This is a genomic window from Sulfitobacter sp. R18_1 (assembly GCF_017743915.1).
Taxonomy (GTDB): domain Bacteria; phylum Pseudomonadota; class Alphaproteobacteria; order Rhodobacterales; family Rhodobacteraceae; genus Sulfitobacter; species Sulfitobacter faviae.
This window is the reverse complement of the sequence record NZ_JAGHRG010000005.1, coordinates 301,738-319,396: the sequence shown is the minus strand read 5'-3', so window position 1 is coordinate 319,396 and position 17,659 is coordinate 301,738. Positions and strand designations below refer to the sequence as shown.

18 protein-coding genes and 1 pseudogene are annotated in these 17,659 nt (G+C 62.7%); 10 read left to right on the top strand and 9 right to left on the bottom strand.

Annotated elements, in window-relative coordinates:
• Positions 1 to 97: 97 nt before the first annotated feature.
• On the top strand, positions 98 to 1,120 hold the full coding sequence (locus tag J7392_RS12630; RefSeq protein WP_209217841.1) for a zinc-binding alcohol dehydrogenase family protein: 1,023 nt from the start codon (positions 98 to 100) through the stop codon (positions 1,118 to 1,120).
• A gap of 51 nt (positions 1,121 to 1,171) precedes the next feature.
• Positions 1,172 to 1,966, top strand: coding sequence for an SDR family NAD(P)-dependent oxidoreductase (locus J7392_RS12625; protein WP_209217840.1), 795 nt, complete (start codon positions 1,172 to 1,174; stop codon positions 1,964 to 1,966).
• Between the two features lie 95 nt (positions 1,967 to 2,061).
• On the opposite strand, the gene J7392_RS12620 is transcribed toward J7392_RS12625, so the two are convergent.
• From J7392_RS12620 to J7392_RS12610, 3 genes are read right to left on the bottom strand one after another with little or no spacing between them, the layout of a single operon-like run.
• Complete coding sequence (locus J7392_RS12620) at positions 2,062 to 3,141, bottom strand: methyltetrahydrofolate cobalamin methyltransferase (RefSeq protein WP_209217839.1); 1,080 nt, start codon at positions 3,139 to 3,141, stop codon at positions 2,062 to 2,064.
• A gap of 10 nt (positions 3,142 to 3,151) precedes the next feature.
• Positions 3,152 to 4,081, bottom strand: coding sequence for a methylenetetrahydrofolate reductase (locus J7392_RS12615; protein ID WP_209217838.1), 930 nt, complete (start codon positions 4,079 to 4,081; stop codon positions 3,152 to 3,154).
• Positions 4,082 to 4,111: 30 nt separating this feature from the next.
• Positions 4,112 to 4,408, bottom strand: a complete 297-nt coding sequence (locus J7392_RS12610; protein ID WP_209217837.1) for a virulence factor — start codon at positions 4,406 to 4,408, stop codon at positions 4,112 to 4,114.
• Positions 4,409 to 4,700: 292 nt separating this feature from the next.
• Between J7392_RS12610 and J7392_RS12605 the strand changes: the two genes are divergently transcribed.
• The 4 genes from J7392_RS12605 (at position 4,701) to J7392_RS12590 (ending at position 8,184) form a co-directional block, all read left to right on the top strand.
• Entirely contained in the window at positions 4,701 to 5,819 is a 1,119-nt protein-coding gene (locus J7392_RS12605; RefSeq protein WP_067266266.1) for a Ppx/GppA phosphatase family protein, read from the top strand.
• Positions 5,819 to 6,544 (top strand): RlmE family RNA methyltransferase, encoded by a 726-nt coding sequence (locus J7392_RS12600; protein ID WP_067266264.1) that lies wholly within the window; start codon positions 5,819 to 5,821, stop codon positions 6,542 to 6,544. Before J7392_RS12605 ends, J7392_RS12600 begins: the two co-directional genes overlap by 1 nt.
• Positions 6,545 to 6,638: 94 nt before the next feature.
• A complete protein-coding gene (locus J7392_RS12595) occupies positions 6,639 to 7,196 on the top strand; it encodes a hypothetical protein (protein ID WP_209217836.1) in 558 nt (185 codons plus the stop codon).
• 166 nt (positions 7,197 to 7,362) lie between these two features.
• Positions 7,363 to 8,184 carry a bifunctional allantoicase/(S)-ureidoglycine aminohydrolase gene (locus J7392_RS12590; RefSeq protein WP_209217835.1) on the top strand — a complete coding sequence of 274 codons (822 nt, stop codon included), beginning with the start codon at positions 7,363 to 7,365 and terminating at the stop codon, positions 8,182 to 8,184.
• A gap of 286 nt (positions 8,185 to 8,470) precedes the next feature.
• On the opposite strand, the gene J7392_RS12585 is transcribed toward J7392_RS12590, so the two are convergent.
• Genes J7392_RS12585 through puuE form a run of 3 tightly spaced genes read right to left on the bottom strand, consistent with a single transcriptional unit; the run spans position 8,471 to position 11,862 of the window.
• The gene (locus J7392_RS12585; RefSeq protein WP_209217834.1) at positions 8,471 to 9,907 is read right to left on the bottom strand and encodes a nucleobase:cation symporter-2 family protein; all 1,437 of its coding nucleotides are present in this window, start codon (positions 9,905 to 9,907) and stop codon (positions 8,471 to 8,473) included.
• A 54-nt stretch (positions 9,908 to 9,961) separates the two neighbouring features.
• Positions 9,962 to 10,456 (bottom strand): ureidoglycolate lyase, encoded by a 495-nt coding sequence (locus J7392_RS12580; RefSeq protein ID WP_209217833.1) that lies wholly within the window; start codon positions 10,454 to 10,456, stop codon positions 9,962 to 9,964.
• Positions 10,453 to 11,862: an allantoinase PuuE gene (puuE, locus tag J7392_RS12575; protein ID WP_209217832.1), complete on the bottom strand. Its 1,410-nt coding sequence runs from the start codon at positions 11,860 to 11,862 to the stop codon at positions 10,453 to 10,455. Before puuE ends, J7392_RS12580 begins: the two co-directional genes overlap by 4 nt.
• 139 nt (positions 11,863 to 12,001) lie before the next feature.
• Here puuE and uraH point away from each other — a divergent pair, with 139 nt between their 5' ends.
• The gene (gene uraH, locus J7392_RS12570; RefSeq protein ID WP_209217831.1) at positions 12,002 to 12,355 is read left to right on the top strand and encodes a hydroxyisourate hydrolase; all 354 of its coding nucleotides are present in this window, start codon (positions 12,002 to 12,004) and stop codon (positions 12,353 to 12,355) included.
• Here uraH and J7392_RS12565 read toward each other — a convergent pair.
• Positions 12,352 to 13,257 (bottom strand): LysR family transcriptional regulator, encoded by a 906-nt coding sequence (locus J7392_RS12565; RefSeq protein ID WP_209217830.1) that lies wholly within the window; start codon positions 13,255 to 13,257, stop codon positions 12,352 to 12,354. The two genes, uraH and J7392_RS12565, sit on opposite strands and share 4 nt — an antisense overlap.
• A 96-nt stretch (positions 13,258 to 13,353) precedes the next feature.
• Between J7392_RS12565 and J7392_RS12560 the strand changes: the two genes are divergently transcribed.
• A complete protein-coding gene (locus tag J7392_RS12560; RefSeq protein WP_209217829.1) occupies positions 13,354 to 14,613 on the top strand; it encodes a urate hydroxylase PuuD in 1,260 nt (419 codons plus the stop codon).
• A 38-nt stretch (positions 14,614 to 14,651) separates the two neighbouring features.
• Here the strand turns inward: J7392_RS12560 and J7392_RS12555 are convergent.
• A pseudogene (locus J7392_RS12555) lies at positions 14,652 to 14,825 on the bottom strand (MBL fold metallo-hydrolase); the annotation flags it as partial.
• Positions 14,822 to 15,739 (bottom strand): MBL fold metallo-hydrolase, encoded by a 918-nt coding sequence (locus tag J7392_RS12550; RefSeq protein WP_247744564.1) that lies wholly within the window; start codon positions 15,737 to 15,739, stop codon positions 14,822 to 14,824. The gene J7392_RS12550 and the pseudogene J7392_RS12555, both read right to left, overlap by 4 nt.
• Before the next feature lie 193 nt (positions 15,740 to 15,932).
• Here J7392_RS12550 and J7392_RS12545 point away from each other — a divergent pair, with 193 nt between their 5' ends.
• A complete protein-coding gene (locus J7392_RS12545; protein WP_209217828.1) occupies positions 15,933 to 16,994 on the top strand; it encodes a methionine ABC transporter ATP-binding protein in 1,062 nt (353 codons plus the stop codon).
• Positions 16,984 to 17,658 carry a methionine ABC transporter permease gene (locus tag J7392_RS12540; protein WP_209217827.1) on the top strand — a complete coding sequence of 225 codons (675 nt, stop codon included), beginning with the start codon at positions 16,984 to 16,986 and terminating at the stop codon, positions 17,656 to 17,658. The genes J7392_RS12545 and J7392_RS12540 overlap by 11 nt, the downstream gene beginning before the upstream one ends.
• Position 17,659 lies beyond the last annotated feature (1 nt).

Here is a 17,659-nt window from a genome sequence, read left to right as displayed (position 1 = left end):
TCAACGCGGTTCAACTCGCGCTCACTCATCGTCACCCATCCCATGTCCACTAATCCTCGCTACCGTATGCAAGGAGAGTGACACTTCTGCTTTGCCGATGGGTGACATTACTGCTTTGCGGCTACAGAAAGCCATCGGCTATAATACCACCGGGCCGGCAGAGGTTTTGGAGATGCTTGAAGTCGAGCGTCCCACACCCGGACCACATGACCTTTTGGTGGAGGTGAAGGGCATCTCGGTCAATCCGGTGGATGTAAAGCTGCGCGCGCTTTCGGCGCCTGAGGATGGTCCGAAGGTCTTGGGCTTTGACGCCGCGGGCGTGGTCGTGGAACTGGGCGCAGAGGTTACCGATTTTGCGGTGGGGGATGAGGTGTTCTATGCCGGGGACGTGACCCGCGCGGGGACCAATGCCGCCTTCCACAGGGTCGATTCCCGGATCGTCGGGCGAAAGCCGGAAACCCTTGATTTCGTGGAGACCGCCGGTCTGCCGCTGACCGCGATCACGGCTTGGGAGATGCTGTTCGATTCCTTCCGGCTGGCAGAGGGCGCTGGCGAAGGGGAGGCGATATTGGTCATCGGCGGGGCCGGGGGCGTGGGGTCGATCCTTATTCAACTGGCAAAGGCCCTGACCGGTTTGACCGTGATCGCGACCGCCTCGCGGCCAGAGACCCAAGATTGGGTGCGCAAGATGGGGGCGGATCATGTGGTGGATCACCGGGGCGATCTGGTGGCGCAGCTTGCCGCGCTCGATCTCACGCCCAGCTATGTCGCCGCGCTGACGGCCACCGATACGCATTGGCCCGCCATCATCGAAGCCATCGCGCCGCGCGGGCAGATCGCGCTGATCGACGACCCTGAGACGCTGGATATGAAAGCGGCGAAACCGAAAGCCCTAAGCGTGCATTGGGAGTTCATGTTCACACGCTCGATGTTCCAGACCGAGGACATGACTGCGCAGCGCGACCTGTTGAACCGGGTGTCGCAGATGATCGACGCAGGCATTTTGCGCTCTACCGTGACGGAACATGCGGGCGTGATAAATGTGGCAAACCTTCGCGCGGCCCATGAGCGTCAGGAAAGTGGGCGGGTGATCGGCAAGCAGGTTCTGGGCGGGTGGTGATCGCGCAGAGCCACTCCCATCCCCGCGCAGAGACCAAGTAAGGAGAGACAGATGACCAAGACGATCCTCATCACCGGCGCGACCGACGGTATCGGTCTGTTGACCGCCAAAAAGCTCAGCGCGCAGGGGCATAGCGTTTTGCTGCACGGGCGCAGTGCCGAGAAACTCAGCGCTGCCGCGGCGGAGGTGGGGGGCAATCCTCAGACTTACCGCGCGGACCTGTCGCGGCTGGAAGAGGTCGTGACGCTGGCAGAGGCGCTGCGCATTGATCACAGCCAGATCGACGTGGTGATCAACAATGCCGGTGTCCTGAAACTGCCTGAGCCGCGCACCGAGGCGGGCTTGGACGCGCGTTTCGTGGTCAACACGCTGGCGCCTTATCTGCTGGTTCAACTGTTGCTGCCGGTGCTTCCCAAAGCGGGCAGGGTGGTGAACCTCTCGTCCGCCGCGCAGGCGCCGGTGGAGGTGGCCGCGCTTAGGGGCGAGGTGGCGCTCGACGATATGGCGGCCTATGCGCAGAGCAAATTGGCGATCACGATCTGGACCCAAGAGATGGCCCGCGCCCATCAGGACGGGCCGCTCTTCATCGCGGTGAACCCGGGCTCTCTCTTGGCGTCGAAGATGGTGAAGGAAGGCTTTGGCGTCGCCGGGAACGACCTGAGCATCGGGGCCGACATTCTTGCCCGAACAGCCCTTTCGGATGAGTTCGCAGGGGCCTCCGGCGCCTATTTTGACAATGACATGGGCGGGTTCAATGAGCCGCATAGCGCGGCAAAAGACCCCGATCATGTAGCCGCCGTTATGGCTGCGATCCAAGAATTGGTGAGTGGGAACCGGGCGGAGTAGCGCCGGAAAGCATCGTTTCAGACTTCCACCTGCCCGTATAGAAAAGAGCCCCGCCGAGCGATGCTGGCGGGGCTTTTCGATCTTGTCAGGCGGTCTTAGCGCCGGCGGCGCCCACCTGAGCGGCCCGCGCGACCGCGGCCTTCTTGCCCCGCTTTGGGCGCGCTTTTGTTGAACTCAATCCAAGCGCTGCCGTGAGGGTCACGGTCAAAGAGGAAGTTGGCGGCGCGGATGGCCTCCATCTCCTTGCCCGGGCGGGGTTTGGTCGAGCCTAGGTTGAAGAGCGTCGCAAAAGTCTCGTCATCCATATCTTCGGGCAGGATAATCCCCGCGGCGGCAATCTCGGCCCGTTTTTCGGCGATTTTGGTGGCGTTCAGCGGCACGGCCACCGGGTTCATGATCGCACTCGTCATGCCCGCACCCATCGCCATGGGCAGGAAGGCATTGTTGATGCCATGACGGTTCGGCAGCCCGAAGGAGATGTTGGAGGCGCCGCAGGTGGTGTTCACGCCCAACTCCTCGCGCAAACGGCGGACAAGGGTAAAGACCTGATGGCCCGCTGTCGCCATGGCGCCAATCGGCATGACCAGCGGGTCGACGACGATATCATGGGCGGGAATGCCGAAGTCGGCGGCGCGTTCGACGATCTTTTTCGCCACGGCAAAGCGCACATCCGGATCCTCGGAGATCCCTGTGTCGTCATTGGAGATTGCCACGACAGGCACGTTGTATTTCTTGACCAGCGGCAGCACGACTTCAAGCCGCTCTTCCTCTCCGGTGACGGAGTTCAGCAGCGGGCGACCTTCGCAGGCCTCTAGCCCCGCCTCCAGCGCGCCGGGGACCGAACTGTCGATGCAGATCGGCACGTCGACGGCGTTTTGCACGACTTTGATTAGCTCCGGCATCAGCATCGGCTCGACAAAGTTGTTGTCGGCATAGCGCGGGTCTTCGGCCATTTTGTTGGAGAAGACCGCGCCCGAGTTCACGTCGAGCACCGTGGCGCCTGCGGCGACCTGCGCGATGGCATCCGCCTCGACCCGTGAAAAATTGCCTTGCTCCAGCTCTTGGCTGAGGATCTTGCGGCCCGTGGGGTTGATCCGCTCTCCGATCACGCAAAACGGCTCGTCAAAGCCGATGACGGCGGTCTTGGTCTTGGATTCGATGACGGTTCTGGTCATGTAACTTCCTTCAGGCTGCGTCGGCGGGCACCCCAGAGGCGCCGCCATTCTCTTGGACCCATGTGGCGCTGGTCTTGATCCCGCCCAGCGGGAACAGATGCACATGGGTGATGTTAAAATCCGGGTGCGCCGCTTTGTGGGCGGCTAGTTCGCTGATCACATCTGTCGGCTCATAGGGCAACAGCAGCTTGGTGACATCCATCGCCCGCTTTTGCAGCACCTTGAGCGAGGGGCCGACACCGCAGGCGATGGCGAATTTGATCAGCGTTTGCAGTTTGGCGGGGCCCGCGATGCCGATGTGGATGGGCAGGGTGATACCAGCGGCCTTCAGACTGTCGGCCCATTCGATGATCGGCTGCGCGTCAAAGGCGAATTGCGTGGCAATGGCCATTTCGGCATCGGTGCGGGTCTGGAAATCATTCTTCCATTTCAGCGCCGCATCGACGTTGAGACGGCCGCCGTCAGCGTCGATATCGCGGTTGCCCTCGGGGTGGCCGGCGACATGCAGGCGGGTAAAGCCCGCCTTGTCGAACAGCCCCGTTTCCATCAACTGCATCGAGTCGCTGAATTCCCCAGCCGGGGTGGTGACACCGCCCGCCAGCAGCAGCGCTTGGCGCACATCGGCCTCGCCCTGATAGCGGGCGATCCAATCGGCCAGTGTGGCGCGGTCTTTGATGATGCGGGCCGGGAAATGCGGCATGACCTTGAACCCATCCGCGTTCAACCGCGCGGCGGTGGCGACCATATCTTCGATCGGGGTGCCGTCGATATGGGCGATATAGACACGGGTGCCCTCTGGCAGCAGGGCGCGGCAATCCTCAACCTTTTCGGCGGTGCGGGGCATCACCTCGATCGAGTAATCTTTCAACAGCGCCTCGACTTCGGCCACCGGCGCCTCTGGGGCCGGTGTTTCCTTTTTGCGGAAGTTCAAAAGTGCCATGAGCGTGTCCTTGATCATAGGGCTGGCAGGCTATGCCCAGCCGTCGTTGTCAATCAGTTGCTTAATCCGGTCGCGGTCGTATTCCGCGTCGATGCGGGCGGCTTCGGCATCGGCGATGCTGTCGGGATCGCCCTCGAGCTCAAAAGGCTCTGCCTTGCGCCATTCCGCGAGATAGGCATCGGTAGTGGCGGCCCCCACCTTCATCGCCGCGCGGTCGATGGCCTGCTCAAAGCGTTCGGGCAGGGGGCGTTTTGACCCGCGACGGCCCTTGCCGACGATCACCTGAGCGGGAATGTCGCGCCAGTAAACGATGGTGACTGCGGGCATGGGACGATTCCTCCGGTTTAAACCTGTCTAACGAGCGTCGCGGTCAGGACAGGGCCGTTTTTCGACGAAACACGACCCATCCGCGACTTGGGAGAGGTGATAGCGCATTAGCCCTGTCATCACGAGGGGGCGGCGCCCCCATTATTCTCAAGATGATTGTGAGGTGGCCCGGATGGCGGGGCGAGGGCGGCCCGCGGACGCCGCGGAAATTGGCCCAAGGCACCGCTACCACTTGCACCGGCTGGGCGCAGGGAATACCTTGGGGGCAACTCGATATGAAAGGCGCGTAACCATGGCGCCACAGCGTCCCAAAGGTGCGGGTGCGCTCGATAAGGACATTCCGGCTCTGAGCCCCGCGCCAGTTCCGCCCAGATCTAATGAGCTATATGCGGCCCTAGATCTGGGTACAAATAGCTGCCGCATGTTGATCGCCCAGCCTCGGGGCAGCGGTTTCCATGTGGTGGACAGTTTTTCGAAATCGGTGCAATTAGGTGCCGGTTTGGAAAAGACCGGGCGGCTTTCGCGCGGATCAATGGCGCGCACCATTCAGGCATTGCGCATCTGTCAGCAAAAGTTGCGGCGCAACAAGGTGCAGAACATGCGTCTTGTCGCGACCGAAGCCTGCCGCCGTGCGCAGAACGGGGCGGAGTTCATGCGCCGTATCCAGCGCGAGACCGGTCTCAAGCTCGACATTATCCGCCCCGAGGAAGAAGCCCAGCTCGCCGTGATTTCCTGCGCGCCGCTGGTCAGCCGCAAGACGGAAAACCTGCTGGTGGTGGACATCGGCGGCGGCTCCACCGAACTGGTCTGGATCGACATTTCCAAAGTGCCGCGGGCCGACCGCGCACGCTCAATCATGCGGCTTCAGGGCGGGTTCTATCAGGCGAAATCCGATGTCCCCGCCGCCCGGGTGGTGGATTGGATCAGCGTGCCATTGGGGGTGGCCACCCTGCGCGATCAATTTTCTGACGTCGAAGACGATGCCGCGCGCTTTGCCCTGATGAGCTGGTTTTTCGAAGAGAACCTCACCGATTTTACGCCCTATCAGACGATCCAGTCGCAAAAGCGGTTCCAGATCGTCGGCACCTCGGGCACCGTGACCACCGTGGCGGCAAGCCACCTGAACCTGAAGCGCTATGACCGGACAAAGGTCGACGGCCTCAGCATGACCAGCGCCCAGATCGACAAGGTGATCCATTCCTATATCGCCATGGGGCCGGGCGGGCGGCGCGCCGATCCGCGTATTGGGCAAGACCGGGCGGCGCTGATCATGTCGGGGGCTGCGATCCTGCAAGCCTTGATGCGCTGCTGGCCGACCGACAGGCTGTCAGTTGCGGATCGCGGTTTGCGCGAAGGCCTGCTATATGCACAGATGAGCGCCGATGGCGTATTAGAAGAAGGGGTCTTTTGATGGCCAAGACACCGGACGGAAAGAACACCTCGGGGCGCGGTCAGCGTGACCTCAAGGTCAAGGTGAAATCCGCACGCGGGCGCAAGCTCAGTTCGACCCGTTGGTTGCAGCGGCAGTTGAACGATCCTTATGTCAAACGCGCGCAGGCCGAAGGCTATCGCGGGCGGGCGGCTTATAAGATCATGGAGTTGGACGATAAATATCGTTTCCTCGTCCCCGGTGCGCGGGTGGTCGACCTTGGTGCCGCGCCGGGCGGTTGGTGTCAGGTCGCCGTCAAACGCTGCAACGTGCTGGGCGAAAAGAAGGGCAAGGCGCAGGGCACCATTCTGGGCGTTGACCTACAAGAGATGGAGCCGATTGCGGGCTGCGAGTTGCACCAGCTCGACTTCATGGAGGATGACGCCGACCTCAAGGTCAAGGAATGGCTCGGCGGCAAGGCAGATGTGGTGATGTCGGACATGGCCGCGGCCTCATCCGGGCATAAACAGACCGACCACCTGCGCATCATCGCGCTTTGCGAGGCGGCGGCCTATTTCGCTTTCGATGTGCTGGAAGAAGGCGGCACATTCGTAGCCAAGGTGCTGGCAGGCGGCGCGGAAGGTGAGTTGCAAAAGCTGCTCAAGCGCCGTTTTGCCAAGGTCGCCAATATCAAACCACCTGCCAGCCGCCCCGATTCATCGGAGAAATTCGTGGTGGCGACAGGGTTTAAGGGCGAAGAAGCCTAACCCGCCATCGCCGTTCATGGGGCGTAAACCAGTCAAGCCTTAGGGTGTAGCTCTCCCGCGGTATTTGTGCCGCCTACCTCATGAGGGCTCCCCGATGCTACGACACCTGCCACTTGTATCGCTCATCTTCATCCTGTGTTCCGGGCTCAAGGTTTCCGCCTCCGAAGTGCCTTGGGCGGTGACCGATTACATCGACCGCGAATTGCTGTCTTGGGTTAATGATGCCCGCATTGTCGATGCGATTGCACAGCAGAACGCGCGGCACCGCGAAATGAATGCGCTGGCGGTCACGCCGGCGGCAGTCACCGGGCCGGGCGCCGGGGTGGCTCAGCCGAAAGCCCCGATTGCCGCGGCCTTTCTCCAAACGCAGATCGCCCGCGCCGAGGGTCAGATCGCCGGGGTGACTTTGCTGGATGCCTATGGGCTGACCGTGGTCTCCAGCGGCAGCGCCTCGGTCTATTTCAAGGGCGGCAAGCCCAAGAACAGCAACCGTTTTTCGCCGCCGTCGGGGATTTTCGTGATCGATCAGGTGGCCGTTGACGAGAGGTCGAAGGCCCATCAAAGCCGCGTCTCGATGCCGATCACGGAGCCATCGGACGGCGCAATTATCGGGGTGATCACAGTTGAGCTGGAAGCGGCGGCTTTCTTCTGAGGCTGCTCTCTGCGCAGACCGGTCCCGGCAGGCGGGGCCGGTTTGTTGCTCCCCCCTAAGCGGGGTCGGGACTATCAAATATCCCCGAACAATCCTTCAGCGATAAAACCCTTGGCCTCGGCCTGGGAAGCGGCAATTCTGCAGTCCATCCCGACGGAGAGAGTTGATGACCCCCCCAAGCTATTTCGCACCCACCGGCGGCCACCCGGATCAAAAAACGCTTTTGTCAGATCGCGCCGTCTTTACAGAGGCCTATGCCGTTCTCCCGCGCGGTACGATGCGCGATATCGTGACCTCATTCCTGCCGTTTTGGGAGGGTACGCGGCTTTGGGTCATCGCCCGCCCGATGACCGGCTTCGCGGAGACATTCTCGCAATATATCATGGAAGTGCAGCCCGGTGGCGGCTCGGACCGGCCCGAGCTTGATGCGCAGGCGCAGGGGGTGCTTTTCGTGGTCGAGGGTGGCTTTACCCTGACCATTGGGGGCCAGCAGCACGCGATGCGCGAGGGCAGCTATGCCTATATCCCCGCGGGGGCCGATTGGACGCTGAAAAACGACAGCGGCGCCGTGACGCGCTTTCACTGGATCCGCAAAGCCTATGAGGCGGTGGAGGGGTTGGACCGCCCCGATCCGCTGGTTCTGAACGAGCAGGACATCGAGCCGAATGTGATGCCTGATACCGATGGGGTCTGGGCGACGACGCGGTTCGTGGATCCCAACGATTTGCGCCATGACATGCATGTGACCATCGTCACACTACAGCCCGGTGGGGTGATCCCCTTTTGCGAGACTCATGTGATGGAACACGGGCTCTATGTGTTGGAGGGCAAGGCGGTCTACCGGCTCAATCAGGATTGGGTCGAGGTCGAAGCGGGTGATTTCATGTGGCTCCGCGCCTTTTGCCCGCAGGCCTGCTACGCAGGTGGTCCGGGGCCGTTCCGGTATTTGCTTTATAAGGATGTGAACCGGCATATGAAGCTGCGGTGAAGCGGTGAGGGCCATCGCCTGCCCGCGGGTGGGCGAACATACCTTGGTTCGTGCCACTTTATGGTTCAGTCATGATGTGTGCTCGCTAGGTCGCGCCCAGCCTCGCCAAATCGCCTACCCGGTGGGGCGGGCAGGCGATGGCCCGGCGCCTGCGGCTTGATTCCGGGCCAAGGTGGTTTCCAAAATCGGTGGTCTTAAGCTACATGCGCTAGCCGGTTGCCTATCGCATTGTGTCGAGCCGAGTTGGTCAAAACAAAAGGGCGCCGCATCGGGCGCCCCTTCATCATCAAACCCGCTTCTCCAACGACCCCGAACCATGCCCCGAAAGCCCGCCGGAGACCTCCTCGGTCGCCTCATCCGACAATTGCTCAGGCAACACCAAGTTAAGCACAATCGCGATCAGCGCGGCAGGCAGCAGCCCGCTGGTCATCAACACCCGCAGCGTGTCGGGCAGGTATTGCACCGCCTTGGGGTCCAGTTGCAGCCCCAGACCGATCGAGAGCGAGATCGCGAAGATCACCATGTTGCGGCGATTCCAGTTCACGTCCGATAGCATCGAGATGCCCGCCGCGACCACCATGCCGAACATCACGATCACCCCGCCGCCCAGCACTTCGATGGGAATTGTGCGGATCACCGCGCCGACCTTGGGCACCAGTCCGCAAAGGATCAGGAACAGCGCGCCCACGGTCACCACATGGCGGCTCATCACGCCGGTCATGGCGATGAGGCCGACGTTCTGGCTGAAAGAGGTGTTGGGAAAACCTCCAAAGACCCCGGCCACCGCGCTGCCCAAACCGTCGGCATAGGTGGCACCTGTGATCTCGGCATCCGTCGCCTCACGCCCCGCGCCGCCCTTGGTGATGCCCGAGACATCGCCGACGGTCTCAACCGCCGAGACGAAGGCCATCAGGCAGAAACCGACGATGGCGGCAAAGCTGAACTCGAACCCATAGGCAAAGGGCACGGGCAGCGCCACGGCGGCGGCGCGGTTCCAACTGGTGGCGATGCCCTCAAAGGTGACCATCCCCATCGCCAGCGCATAGAGATAGCCCACGCCAATGCCGATCACCACGGCGGAGACCGACAGCATGCCCCGGGCGAAGAACTTCAGCCCCAACGTTGCCACGATCACCACCAGCGCCGCCGACCAGTTCAACAGGCTGCCGTATTCGGGGCTGTTGATCGCGGGCACGCCCCCGGCGGCATATTGGATGCCCACCTTGACCAGCGCGAGACCGATCATCGTCACCACCAGCCCAGTTACCAGTGGCGGCAGGGCAAAGCGGATGCGTCCGATGAAAGTGCCCAACAGCACATGAAACAGCCCGCCGACCAGCACGCCGCCAAAGAGCGCGGGCAGCGCCTCGACGCCTTTGCCCGCGACAAGCGGGATCATGATCGGCAGGAAGGCGAAACTCGTACCCTGCACAATAGGCAGCCGCGCCCCCACCGGACCCATGCCAATGGTCTGAAACAGCGTGGCGATGCCCGCAAAGAGCATCGACATCTGGATCAGATAGGTCATGTCCGGAAACCCCTGCGCCCCGGCGTCCGAGCCAAAGCCAAAGCCCGCAGCCCCCGCCACGATGATCGCGGGCGTCACGTTTGAGACGAACATCGCCAAGACATGCTGAATGCCCAAGGGCACGGCCTTGGACAGCGCGGGGGTATAATTCGGGTCGCGCAGTTGCGCCGGCGTGCCCAGTGAAGCGTCAGTCATGTCATTCTCCCTATTGACCGATCCCGTCTGCCGCTTCTGATGAGGGCATGACGGTTATTCCTTGGCTGCGACCACCTCCCACGGCTGATCGAACCAATGTTCTTCCAAATTGTCGCCTTCGCCGATCCGGTCGACCACGGCGAAAAGACCGGGGGCGCTCAGCGGGCAGCAAACCGCGTGCCATGTATTGCGGCGGTAGTTCACGCCCTGACCGGGGCCTGCGAGAAACGCCCGCAGGGGGCCGGGGCGGCCTGCGTCATCGGGGGCGACGACCACGAGATAGGGGTTTTGGTGCATCGGCAGAAAAGCCTGCGCGCCAACCGGATGCCGCTCGACCATCTCAAGGGTGAAGGGCAGGGCGCGCGGCTCTGCGTTAAAGACGCTGATGCCCGCGCGGCCCCCGCCAAAGTCGAGATCGGCCAGATCGTGGTGCCGTCCGCAAAGCCCTTGGTTGATGATCTTGTCGGGCGCGCCGCGCACTTCCAACACCTCGCCGAAGGGGGCGAAAGCCTCGGCGGTGAGGGGCTGAAGCAGGATCTGCCTGCTCATGGCAGCAGGTCTTTCAGGCGCAGCTGCGCGATCCGTTCGACTTGGCGGCATGCCTCGGCAAACTCGGTGTCGCGGTCATTGTCGATGCGGCGCTTGAAAGCGGCGAGGATGCCCGCCTTGTCGTGGTCGCGCACGGCGATGATGAAGGGGAAACCGTGTTTTTCGACATAGCGGTCGTTCAACTGGGTGAAAGTTTCCCGCTCCTCATCCGTCAGCGCATCCAGCCCCGCGGCGGCCTGTTCCGAGGTGCTCTCAGCCGTCAGCCGCTTGGCCTGCGCCAGTTTGCCCGCCAGATCGGGGTGGGCTTGCAGTACGCCGAGGCGCTGCGCATCTGAGGCGGAGCGGAAGATCCGCGCCAGAGCGTTGTGCAGGCCGATGGCGGTGTCATGACCCGCGCCAAGCTCCAGCGCATGGGCGCCCTCGGCGATCCACGGAGAGTGCTCAAAGATGCTGCCGTATTCGGCGACGAAGGTCTCGCGGTCCATCTGGCTGGGACGCGCGCGGCGCTGGTGCGGATGGGTGGCGGCCCAGTGATCGGCAATCTGCTCACGGGTGGCGAACCAAACGCCCTCGTGGCTTTGGGCGTATTCGATGAACTGGCGCAGCGCCTCGACCCGCCCGGGGCGGCCGATCAGGCGGCAGTGCAACCCGACCGAGAGCATTTTCGGCGCGCCCTCGACCCCTTCGCGGTAAAGCGCGTCGAAACTGGCTTTGAGGTAGTCGAAGAACTGCGCGCCTGCGTTGAACCCCTGCGGCGTGGCGAAACGCATATCGTTGGCGTCGAGCGTATAGGGCACGATCAACTGGTCGCGGTCACCGACCTCCATCCAATAGGGCAGGTCATCGGCATAGGCGTCGGCGACATAGGCGAACTGCCCGGTCTCTGCCGCAAGGCGCAGCGTGTTCTCGGACGAGCGCCCACAGTAAAAGCCGCGCGGCGCTTGGCCTGTCACTTCGGTATGCAGGCGGATCGCCTCGGCGATGGCTGCGCGCTCTGCGTCTTCTGCCATGTCCTTGTGTTCGATCCATTTCAGACCGTGGGTCGCCATCTCCCACCCTGCGTCGATCATCGCGGCGACCTGCACGGGCGAGCGCGCCAGCGCCGTGGCGACGCCATAGACCGTGACGGGCAGGTCTTTCATCAAACGGTGCAGCCGCCAGAACCCGGCGCGCGCGCCGTATTCATAGATCGATTCCATATTGGCATGACGCTGGCCCGGCCATTGCGCGGCGCCGACGATCTCGGACAGGAACGCTTCTGACGCCGCATCCCCATGCAGGATGTTGTTCTCACCGCCTTCTTCATAGTTCAGCACCAGCTGCACGGCGATCTTCGCGCCACCGGGCCATTGTGCATCTGGGGGGGTGGGGCCGTAACCCTGCATGTCGCGGGGGTAGCGAGTCATGTCGTTCTCCTTCTGTCGTTCTCTGTCTAGACCGGAAGGTCTTGGATTGCTTTCAATTAATTCCTGAAAGACTATCGTGAAAAGGGCACTTTCGCTCGGGCGCGGCGCGGGCGATCAAGGGTTAGGCACGGAGGGTATGATGACAGGCTATCTGACAACACATGTATTGGACACCGCGCGCGGCTGCCCGGCGGCGGGGCTGAAGATCGACCTCTATCGTCTGAAGGGCGAGACGCGCACCCATCTGCGCAGCCTCACCACCAATGCCGATGGCCGCACCGATGAGCAGATCCTGCCCGCGGCGGAGTTCCAGACCGGCACCTATGAGCTGCTGTTCCACTGCGGCGATTACCTCGACGCGCAGGGCGTCCCGGCAGAGGAACCGCGCTTTCTGGATGTCGTCCCGCTGCGGTTCGGCATGTCCGAGGCCGCGCATTACCACGTGCCGCTGCTGCTCTCGCCCTTCGGCTATTCCACCTATCGGGGCAGCTAGACCTTTAGCGCGTCTTCCATCCGCGCGATCATGAAATCCATGAAAAGCCGGGTCTTGGGGTCTTGATGGCGGCGATGGGTGTAGAGGCAGGCCATCTGAACGGGCAGGGGCGGCGTGTCTTCCACGACCCGCACCAAAGCGCCGCTTTGCAAATGTTCGGCGATCTCGAAGATCGGTTTCATGGCGATGCCCGCCCCCGCCAGCGCCCAATCGGTCAGCACATCGCCATCGTCACTTTCAAACCGCCCGCGCACGTCGTATTTCACCGCGCCTTCAGGGCCTTGTAGCTGCCATTGAAATTCGGTCGCGCCGGGAAAGCGCAGGTTAAGGCAATTGTGCTGGCCGCGGTCGATCTCGGCCCCCGAGCGCGGATTCCCACGCGCCGCGACATAGGCCGGGCTGGCGCAGAGCACGCGCTCGCAATCGGCCACTTTGCGGATCCGTAGTGTGGAATCCTGCGGACGGCCCAGAAAAAAGGCCACGTCCAACCCTTCGGCGGTGAGATCGAGCTTACGGTCGCTGAGGCGCAGCCGCAGATCGACCAGCGGATAGGCTTCGGCAAAGGCAGGCACATGCGGTGCGATCAGCCGTCGCCCAACGCCCAAGGGGGCCGCCACATGCAGCGTGCCGCGCGGATTGTCAGTGACGTCTTCGATACCCGCTTCGGCCTCGGCCACGGAAGCGAGGATTTTGCAGGCGCCATCGTAGAAAATCCGCCCCTGTTCGGTGGCCGAGAGGCTGCGCGTGGTGCGCTGGAACAATCGCACGCCCAGATGCCCCTCCAGCTGCGTGATCCGCGCCGAGGCCACGGCAGGCGAGACCCGCTGGTCGCGCGCCGCCGCCGACATGCTGCCAAGCTCGTAGACACGCACGAAGGTGCGGATGTTGTCGAAATAGGACATTTATCGGGAACTTTTGATAGAGTTTAGGGAATGCCAAATCTAGCGGTAAAATCCGCGATTGAATAGTCTGCTCGGTGAATCATCCGGAGAGACCTCATGCACGACTTAGCCATCATCTGGGACTGGATCGGCTTTGCCATCCGCTGGGTGCATGTCATCACCGCCATGGCATGGATCGGCGCGTCCTTCTACTTCATCGCGCTCGACCTCGGCCTGCGCAAGGTGCCGCATCTGCCCGCCGGAGCCTTCGGCGAGGAATGGCAGGTCCATGGCGGCGGGTTTTACCATATCCAGAAGTACCTCGTGGCACCCGAAAACATGCCCGAGCACCTGATCTGGCACAAATGGCAGAGCTATTCGACGTGGCTCTCGGGCGCGGCGCTCTTGATGGTCGTCTATTGGGCGGGGGCGGAGCTTTACCTGATCGATCCGGCCAAGGCGGACCTCTCGGTCTTCCAAGGTATCCTGATCTCGGCGGGCTCGCTGACGCTGGGCTGGCTGATCTACGATTTCCTGTGCAAATCGCAACTCGGCAACCGGCCCACGGTGCTGATGCTGCTTCTCTTCGTGCTGCTGGTGGCGATGGCCTGGGGCTACAACCAAGTCTTCACGGGTCGCGCGGCGCTGCTGCATCTGGGGGCATTTACAGCGACGATCATGACGGCGAACGTGTTTTTCATCATCATGCCGAACCAGCGCATCGTGGTGAAGGACCTCCAAGAAGGGCGCACGCCGGACGCGAAATACGGCAAGATCGCCAAGCTGCGCTCGACCCACAACAACTACCTGACGCTGCCGGTCATCTTCCTGATGCTTAGCAACCACTACCCGCTGGCTTTCGCGACCGAGTACAATTGGCTGATCGCCGCGCTGGTCTTCCTGATGGGCGTGACGATCCGGCATTACTTCAACACGATGCACGCAACCGGCAAGGGCCCGCATTGGACATGGGGCGTGACCGCGCTTTTGTTCGTGGCGATCATGTGGCTGTCGACCGCGCCGCTGATGCAGGACGACATCGAGGCCGCCGAGGCGCGCGAGCTGACGCCGACAGAACAGGTCTTTGCCGAGGCCGCGGGTTTTGACGATGTCACCAGCATCGTGCCGGGGCGTTGCGCTATGTGCCATGCGCGCGAGCCGTTCTACGACGGCATCCACCGCGCGCCCAAGGGGTTGCTGCTTGAAACACCCGCCGACATCGCCCGCGCCGCGCGGCAGATCTATCTGCAAGCGGGGGTGACCAACGCCATGCCCCCCGCCAATGTGTCCTTCATGGAGGAAGAAGAGCGCCGCAAGATCATGCGCTGGTATCGCGACGGGGCCGCATCACAGCCCTTCAGCCTCGCGGGGAAGTAGCGGGGGGGCTACTCGAACTCCATCTGCTTGAACACGCGGCCTGCGTTTTCATAGGTGGGCGGGGCCGTCGCACCGATGGCCGAAAAGACGCCGGGAATGACTTCATAGGGTTTGTCGTAGAGCAGGGAGCCGGGGTATTTATCGGCGATATCCTCGCTGGCCATGGCGTTCGAGCCGAGCAGAAGGGCGGCGGCGCAAATCAGGTGCTTCATTGCGCGGCCCCCAGAAAACGATAGCCGTCGCCACGGCGCTCTACGCGGCCCAATCCGCCCTGCGGCAGGTGGAAGCCCATCAACCAGATTTGCTCCTGCGCCAGCCGATCCAGCAAGCGCTGCCGGGTCCTCGCGCCTTGCTCGGGGTCTTGGTCCGATCCGCTGGCCCAGCCCGGGCGGGCAAAGGCAAGGTGGTGGTTGCCAATAGCATCGCCGCCGATCAACAGCGCATCACCGCCCGCGCCTAGAAGGAAAGACATATGCCCGGGCGTATGGCCGAAACTCGCCTGCGCCGTGATGCCGGGCAGCACTTCGTCCCCATCGGCAAAATGGCTCACCCGATCCTCAATCGCTTCCAGCCGCCGCGCGGCCCCCACGGCAAAGGCGGCACGGGCCGGGCCAATCCGGTCCACCGTCGCCGGATCGCGCCAATAGTCCCATTCGACTTGGCCCATATGGTAGCGCGCATTGGGGAAAACCAGATCGTCGAAATCGTCCAGCACGCCCCACAGGTGGTCGGGGTGGCCATGGGTAAAGACCACATCGGTCACCGCCTCCGGCACGACGCCTGCGGCATCAAGGCTGTCAAGCAGCGACCCGGCGGAGGGCATGAAGGCAGGGCCCGCGCCCGCGTCAAAGAGGATCACCCGCTCGTCATTGCGCAAAAGCGTCAGGTTGCAAGGCGGCTCCAACTGGTCTTGCGGCAGGTCGAAGGGCGCCAAAGCCTCCGCCAGCGCGTCTTGCGGCAAACCTTCGAAGAAAAAGCTGCGCGGCAGTACCAGATTGCCGTCGCTTACGCTGATGAACTCATAGCCGCCGATCTGGGCCGAGGTCATGGCGAAGGCGCGCAGCGGCGTTTGGGCGAGCGCGGCCGCCCCCATTCCGGCCAGCACCATCCGTCTGTTAATCTTCATCTGCTCCCCTCCCATCATTCATTCCGATTCGTGAATATAATCATCCCCATCGATTTGCGGCACAAGGGGCGAATGCGGCTGCGAGAGATAGGCCCGAGAAACAAGGCAGCTATGCATGATCATGCCTTGCATCGCCCGCAGGGGTTCTATCTACGGGGGCACCACTCGAAACCCACCCCGATCCGGACGGAAAATGACTGATATCACTACAGAAGGCGCCTCGATCGCCTTTGACAAGGTCGGCAAGGCCTTTACCAAAGCGGGCGGTGCGACCGTGAACGCGCTCGAAGGGATTTCCCTCGACGTGGCACCCGGCTCTATCACTGGGATCATCGGACGTTCGGGGGCGGGCAAGTCGACCCTGCTGCGTATGGTCAACGGGTTGGAGCGTCCGACGACCGGCAAAGTGCTGGTCGGGGGTGAGGATGTCGGCACTGCGAAGGGCGGCAAGCTGCGCGCGATACGCCGTGACGTTGGCATGATTTTTCAACACTTTAACCTGCTGTCTTCACGCACTGTGGCGGGCAATATCGCCCTGCCGCTCGAAGTGGCGGGAATGCCGAGCGCGCAGATCAAGCCGCGGGTGGCCGACCTGATCGACCGTGTCGGTCTCAGCGCGCAGGCCGGGCGCTATCCGGCGGAGCTTTCGGGCGGGCAGAAACAGCGCATCGGCATCGCGCGGGCCTTGGCCACCGGGCCGAAGGTGCTGCTTTCGGATGAAGCGACATCGGCGCTCGACCCCGAAACCACCCAAACGGTTCTGGCGCTTTTGAAGGACATTAACCGCGATCTGGGGCTGACGATCCTGCTGATTACCCATGAGATGGCCGTGGTGCGCGACATCGCGAGCCATGTGGCAGTGATCGACGCGGGCCGCATCGTGGAGCATGGGGAGACCTATGACATCTTCACCGCGCCGCAACATGCGACGACGCGGTCCTTCCTGTCGGGCGTGACGGGCGTTACCCTGCCTGCCTTCGTCAAAGACCGCCTGACCCAAGCCCCGCCCACGGCGGGGGGCGAAGAGGTCATCCGCGTCACCTTTGCGGGCACCCATGCCACCGATCCGATGCTGGCGCGATTGACGCAAGAGATGGGCATTCCGGTCAATATCCTTGCCGGTGCGGTGGAAGAGATCGGCACGCGGCCCTTCGGCAACCTGCTGGTGTCGATGCCCGTGGCGCAGGCCGCCCAAGCGCGGGCCTTTTTGGAACAACACGGGCTTCTGACGGAGGTGCTGGGCTATGTCGGCTAACCTGATAAACCTATTGATCGAAGCCACGGGGCAAACGCTTTATATGGTGGCGATTTCGGCCATCCTCGGCACGCTCTTCGGCCTGCCGCTGGGGCTGTTTTTGGCCACATCGCAACGCGGAGAACTGCTGTCGTCGCCATGGGTGAACAAGGTGCTCGGGCTGTTGGTGAACGCCACGCGCTCCGTGCCGTTCATCATTCTGGTCGTGGCCATCATTCCCTTCACCCGCATGATCGCCGGCACCTCCATTGGCACCACGGCGGCGATCGTGCCGCTGACCATCGCCACGGTGCCCTTCATCGCCCGGCTGGTGGAAAACGCCATCCGCGAGGTCGATTCCGGTCTGATCGAAGCCGCCCGTGCCATGGGTGCGACACCGCTGCAGATCATCCGCAAGGTGCTGCTGCCCGAGGCGCTGCCCGGCATCACACTGGGCCTCACCCTCGCCATCGTGAGCCTGATCGGTTACTCCGCCATGGTCGGCGCCGTGGGCGGCGAAGGTCTGGGCGATCTGGGTATCCGCTATGGATATCAGAGGTTTATGCCCGATGTCATGGCGATTGTCGTGATCATCCTCATCGTTCTGGTGCAGCTTGTGCAATCCATTGGCGAGCGTATCGCCAGCGCCGTGGACAAACGGGCCACCAAAAGTGGCGGTCAATAGG

Coding starts and splice junctions, on each gene's coding strand:
- J7392_RS12630 (WP_209217841.1), top strand. CDS start 98: ATGGGTGACATTACTGCTTTGCGGCTACAGAAAGCCATCGGCTATAAT.
- J7392_RS12625 (WP_209217840.1), top strand. CDS start 1,172: ATGACCAAGACGATCCTCATCACCGGCGCGACCGACGGTATCGGTCTG.
- J7392_RS12620 (WP_209217839.1), bottom strand. CDS start 3,141: ATGACCAGAACCGTCATCGAATCCAAGACCAAGACCGCCGTCATCGGC.
- J7392_RS12615 (WP_209217838.1), bottom strand. CDS start 4,081: ATGGCACTTTTGAACTTCCGCAAAAAGGAAACACCGGCCCCAGAGGCG.
- J7392_RS12610 (WP_209217837.1), bottom strand. CDS start 4,408: ATGCCCGCAGTCACCATCGTTTACTGGCGCGACATTCCCGCTCAGGTG.
- J7392_RS12605 (WP_067266266.1), top strand. CDS start 4,701: ATGGCGCCACAGCGTCCCAAAGGTGCGGGTGCGCTCGATAAGGACATT.
- J7392_RS12600 (WP_067266264.1), top strand. CDS start 5,819: ATGGCCAAGACACCGGACGGAAAGAACACCTCGGGGCGCGGTCAGCGT.
- J7392_RS12595 (WP_209217836.1), top strand. CDS start 6,639: ATGCTACGACACCTGCCACTTGTATCGCTCATCTTCATCCTGTGTTCC.
- J7392_RS12590 (WP_209217835.1), top strand. CDS start 7,363: ATGACCCCCCCAAGCTATTTCGCACCCACCGGCGGCCACCCGGATCAA.
- J7392_RS12585 (WP_209217834.1), bottom strand. CDS start 9,907: ATGACTGACGCTTCACTGGGCACGCCGGCGCAACTGCGCGACCCGAAT.
- J7392_RS12580 (WP_209217833.1), bottom strand. CDS start 10,456: ATGAGCAGGCAGATCCTGCTTCAGCCCCTCACCGCCGAGGCTTTCGCC.
- puuE (WP_209217832.1), bottom strand. CDS start 11,862: ATGACTCGCTACCCCCGCGACATGCAGGGTTACGGCCCCACCCCCCCA.
- uraH (WP_209217831.1), top strand. CDS start 12,002: ATGACAGGCTATCTGACAACACATGTATTGGACACCGCGCGCGGCTGC.
- J7392_RS12565 (WP_209217830.1), bottom strand. CDS start 13,257: ATGTCCTATTTCGACAACATCCGCACCTTCGTGCGTGTCTACGAGCTT.
- J7392_RS12560 (WP_209217829.1), top strand. CDS start 13,354: ATGCACGACTTAGCCATCATCTGGGACTGGATCGGCTTTGCCATCCGC.
- J7392_RS12550 (WP_247744564.1), bottom strand. CDS start 15,739: ATGAAGATTAACAGACGGATGGTGCTGGCCGGAATGGGGGCGGCCGCG.
- J7392_RS12545 (WP_209217828.1), top strand. CDS start 15,933: ATGACTGATATCACTACAGAAGGCGCCTCGATCGCCTTTGACAAGGTC.
- J7392_RS12540 (WP_209217827.1), top strand. CDS start 16,984: ATGTCGGCTAACCTGATAAACCTATTGATCGAAGCCACGGGGCAAACG.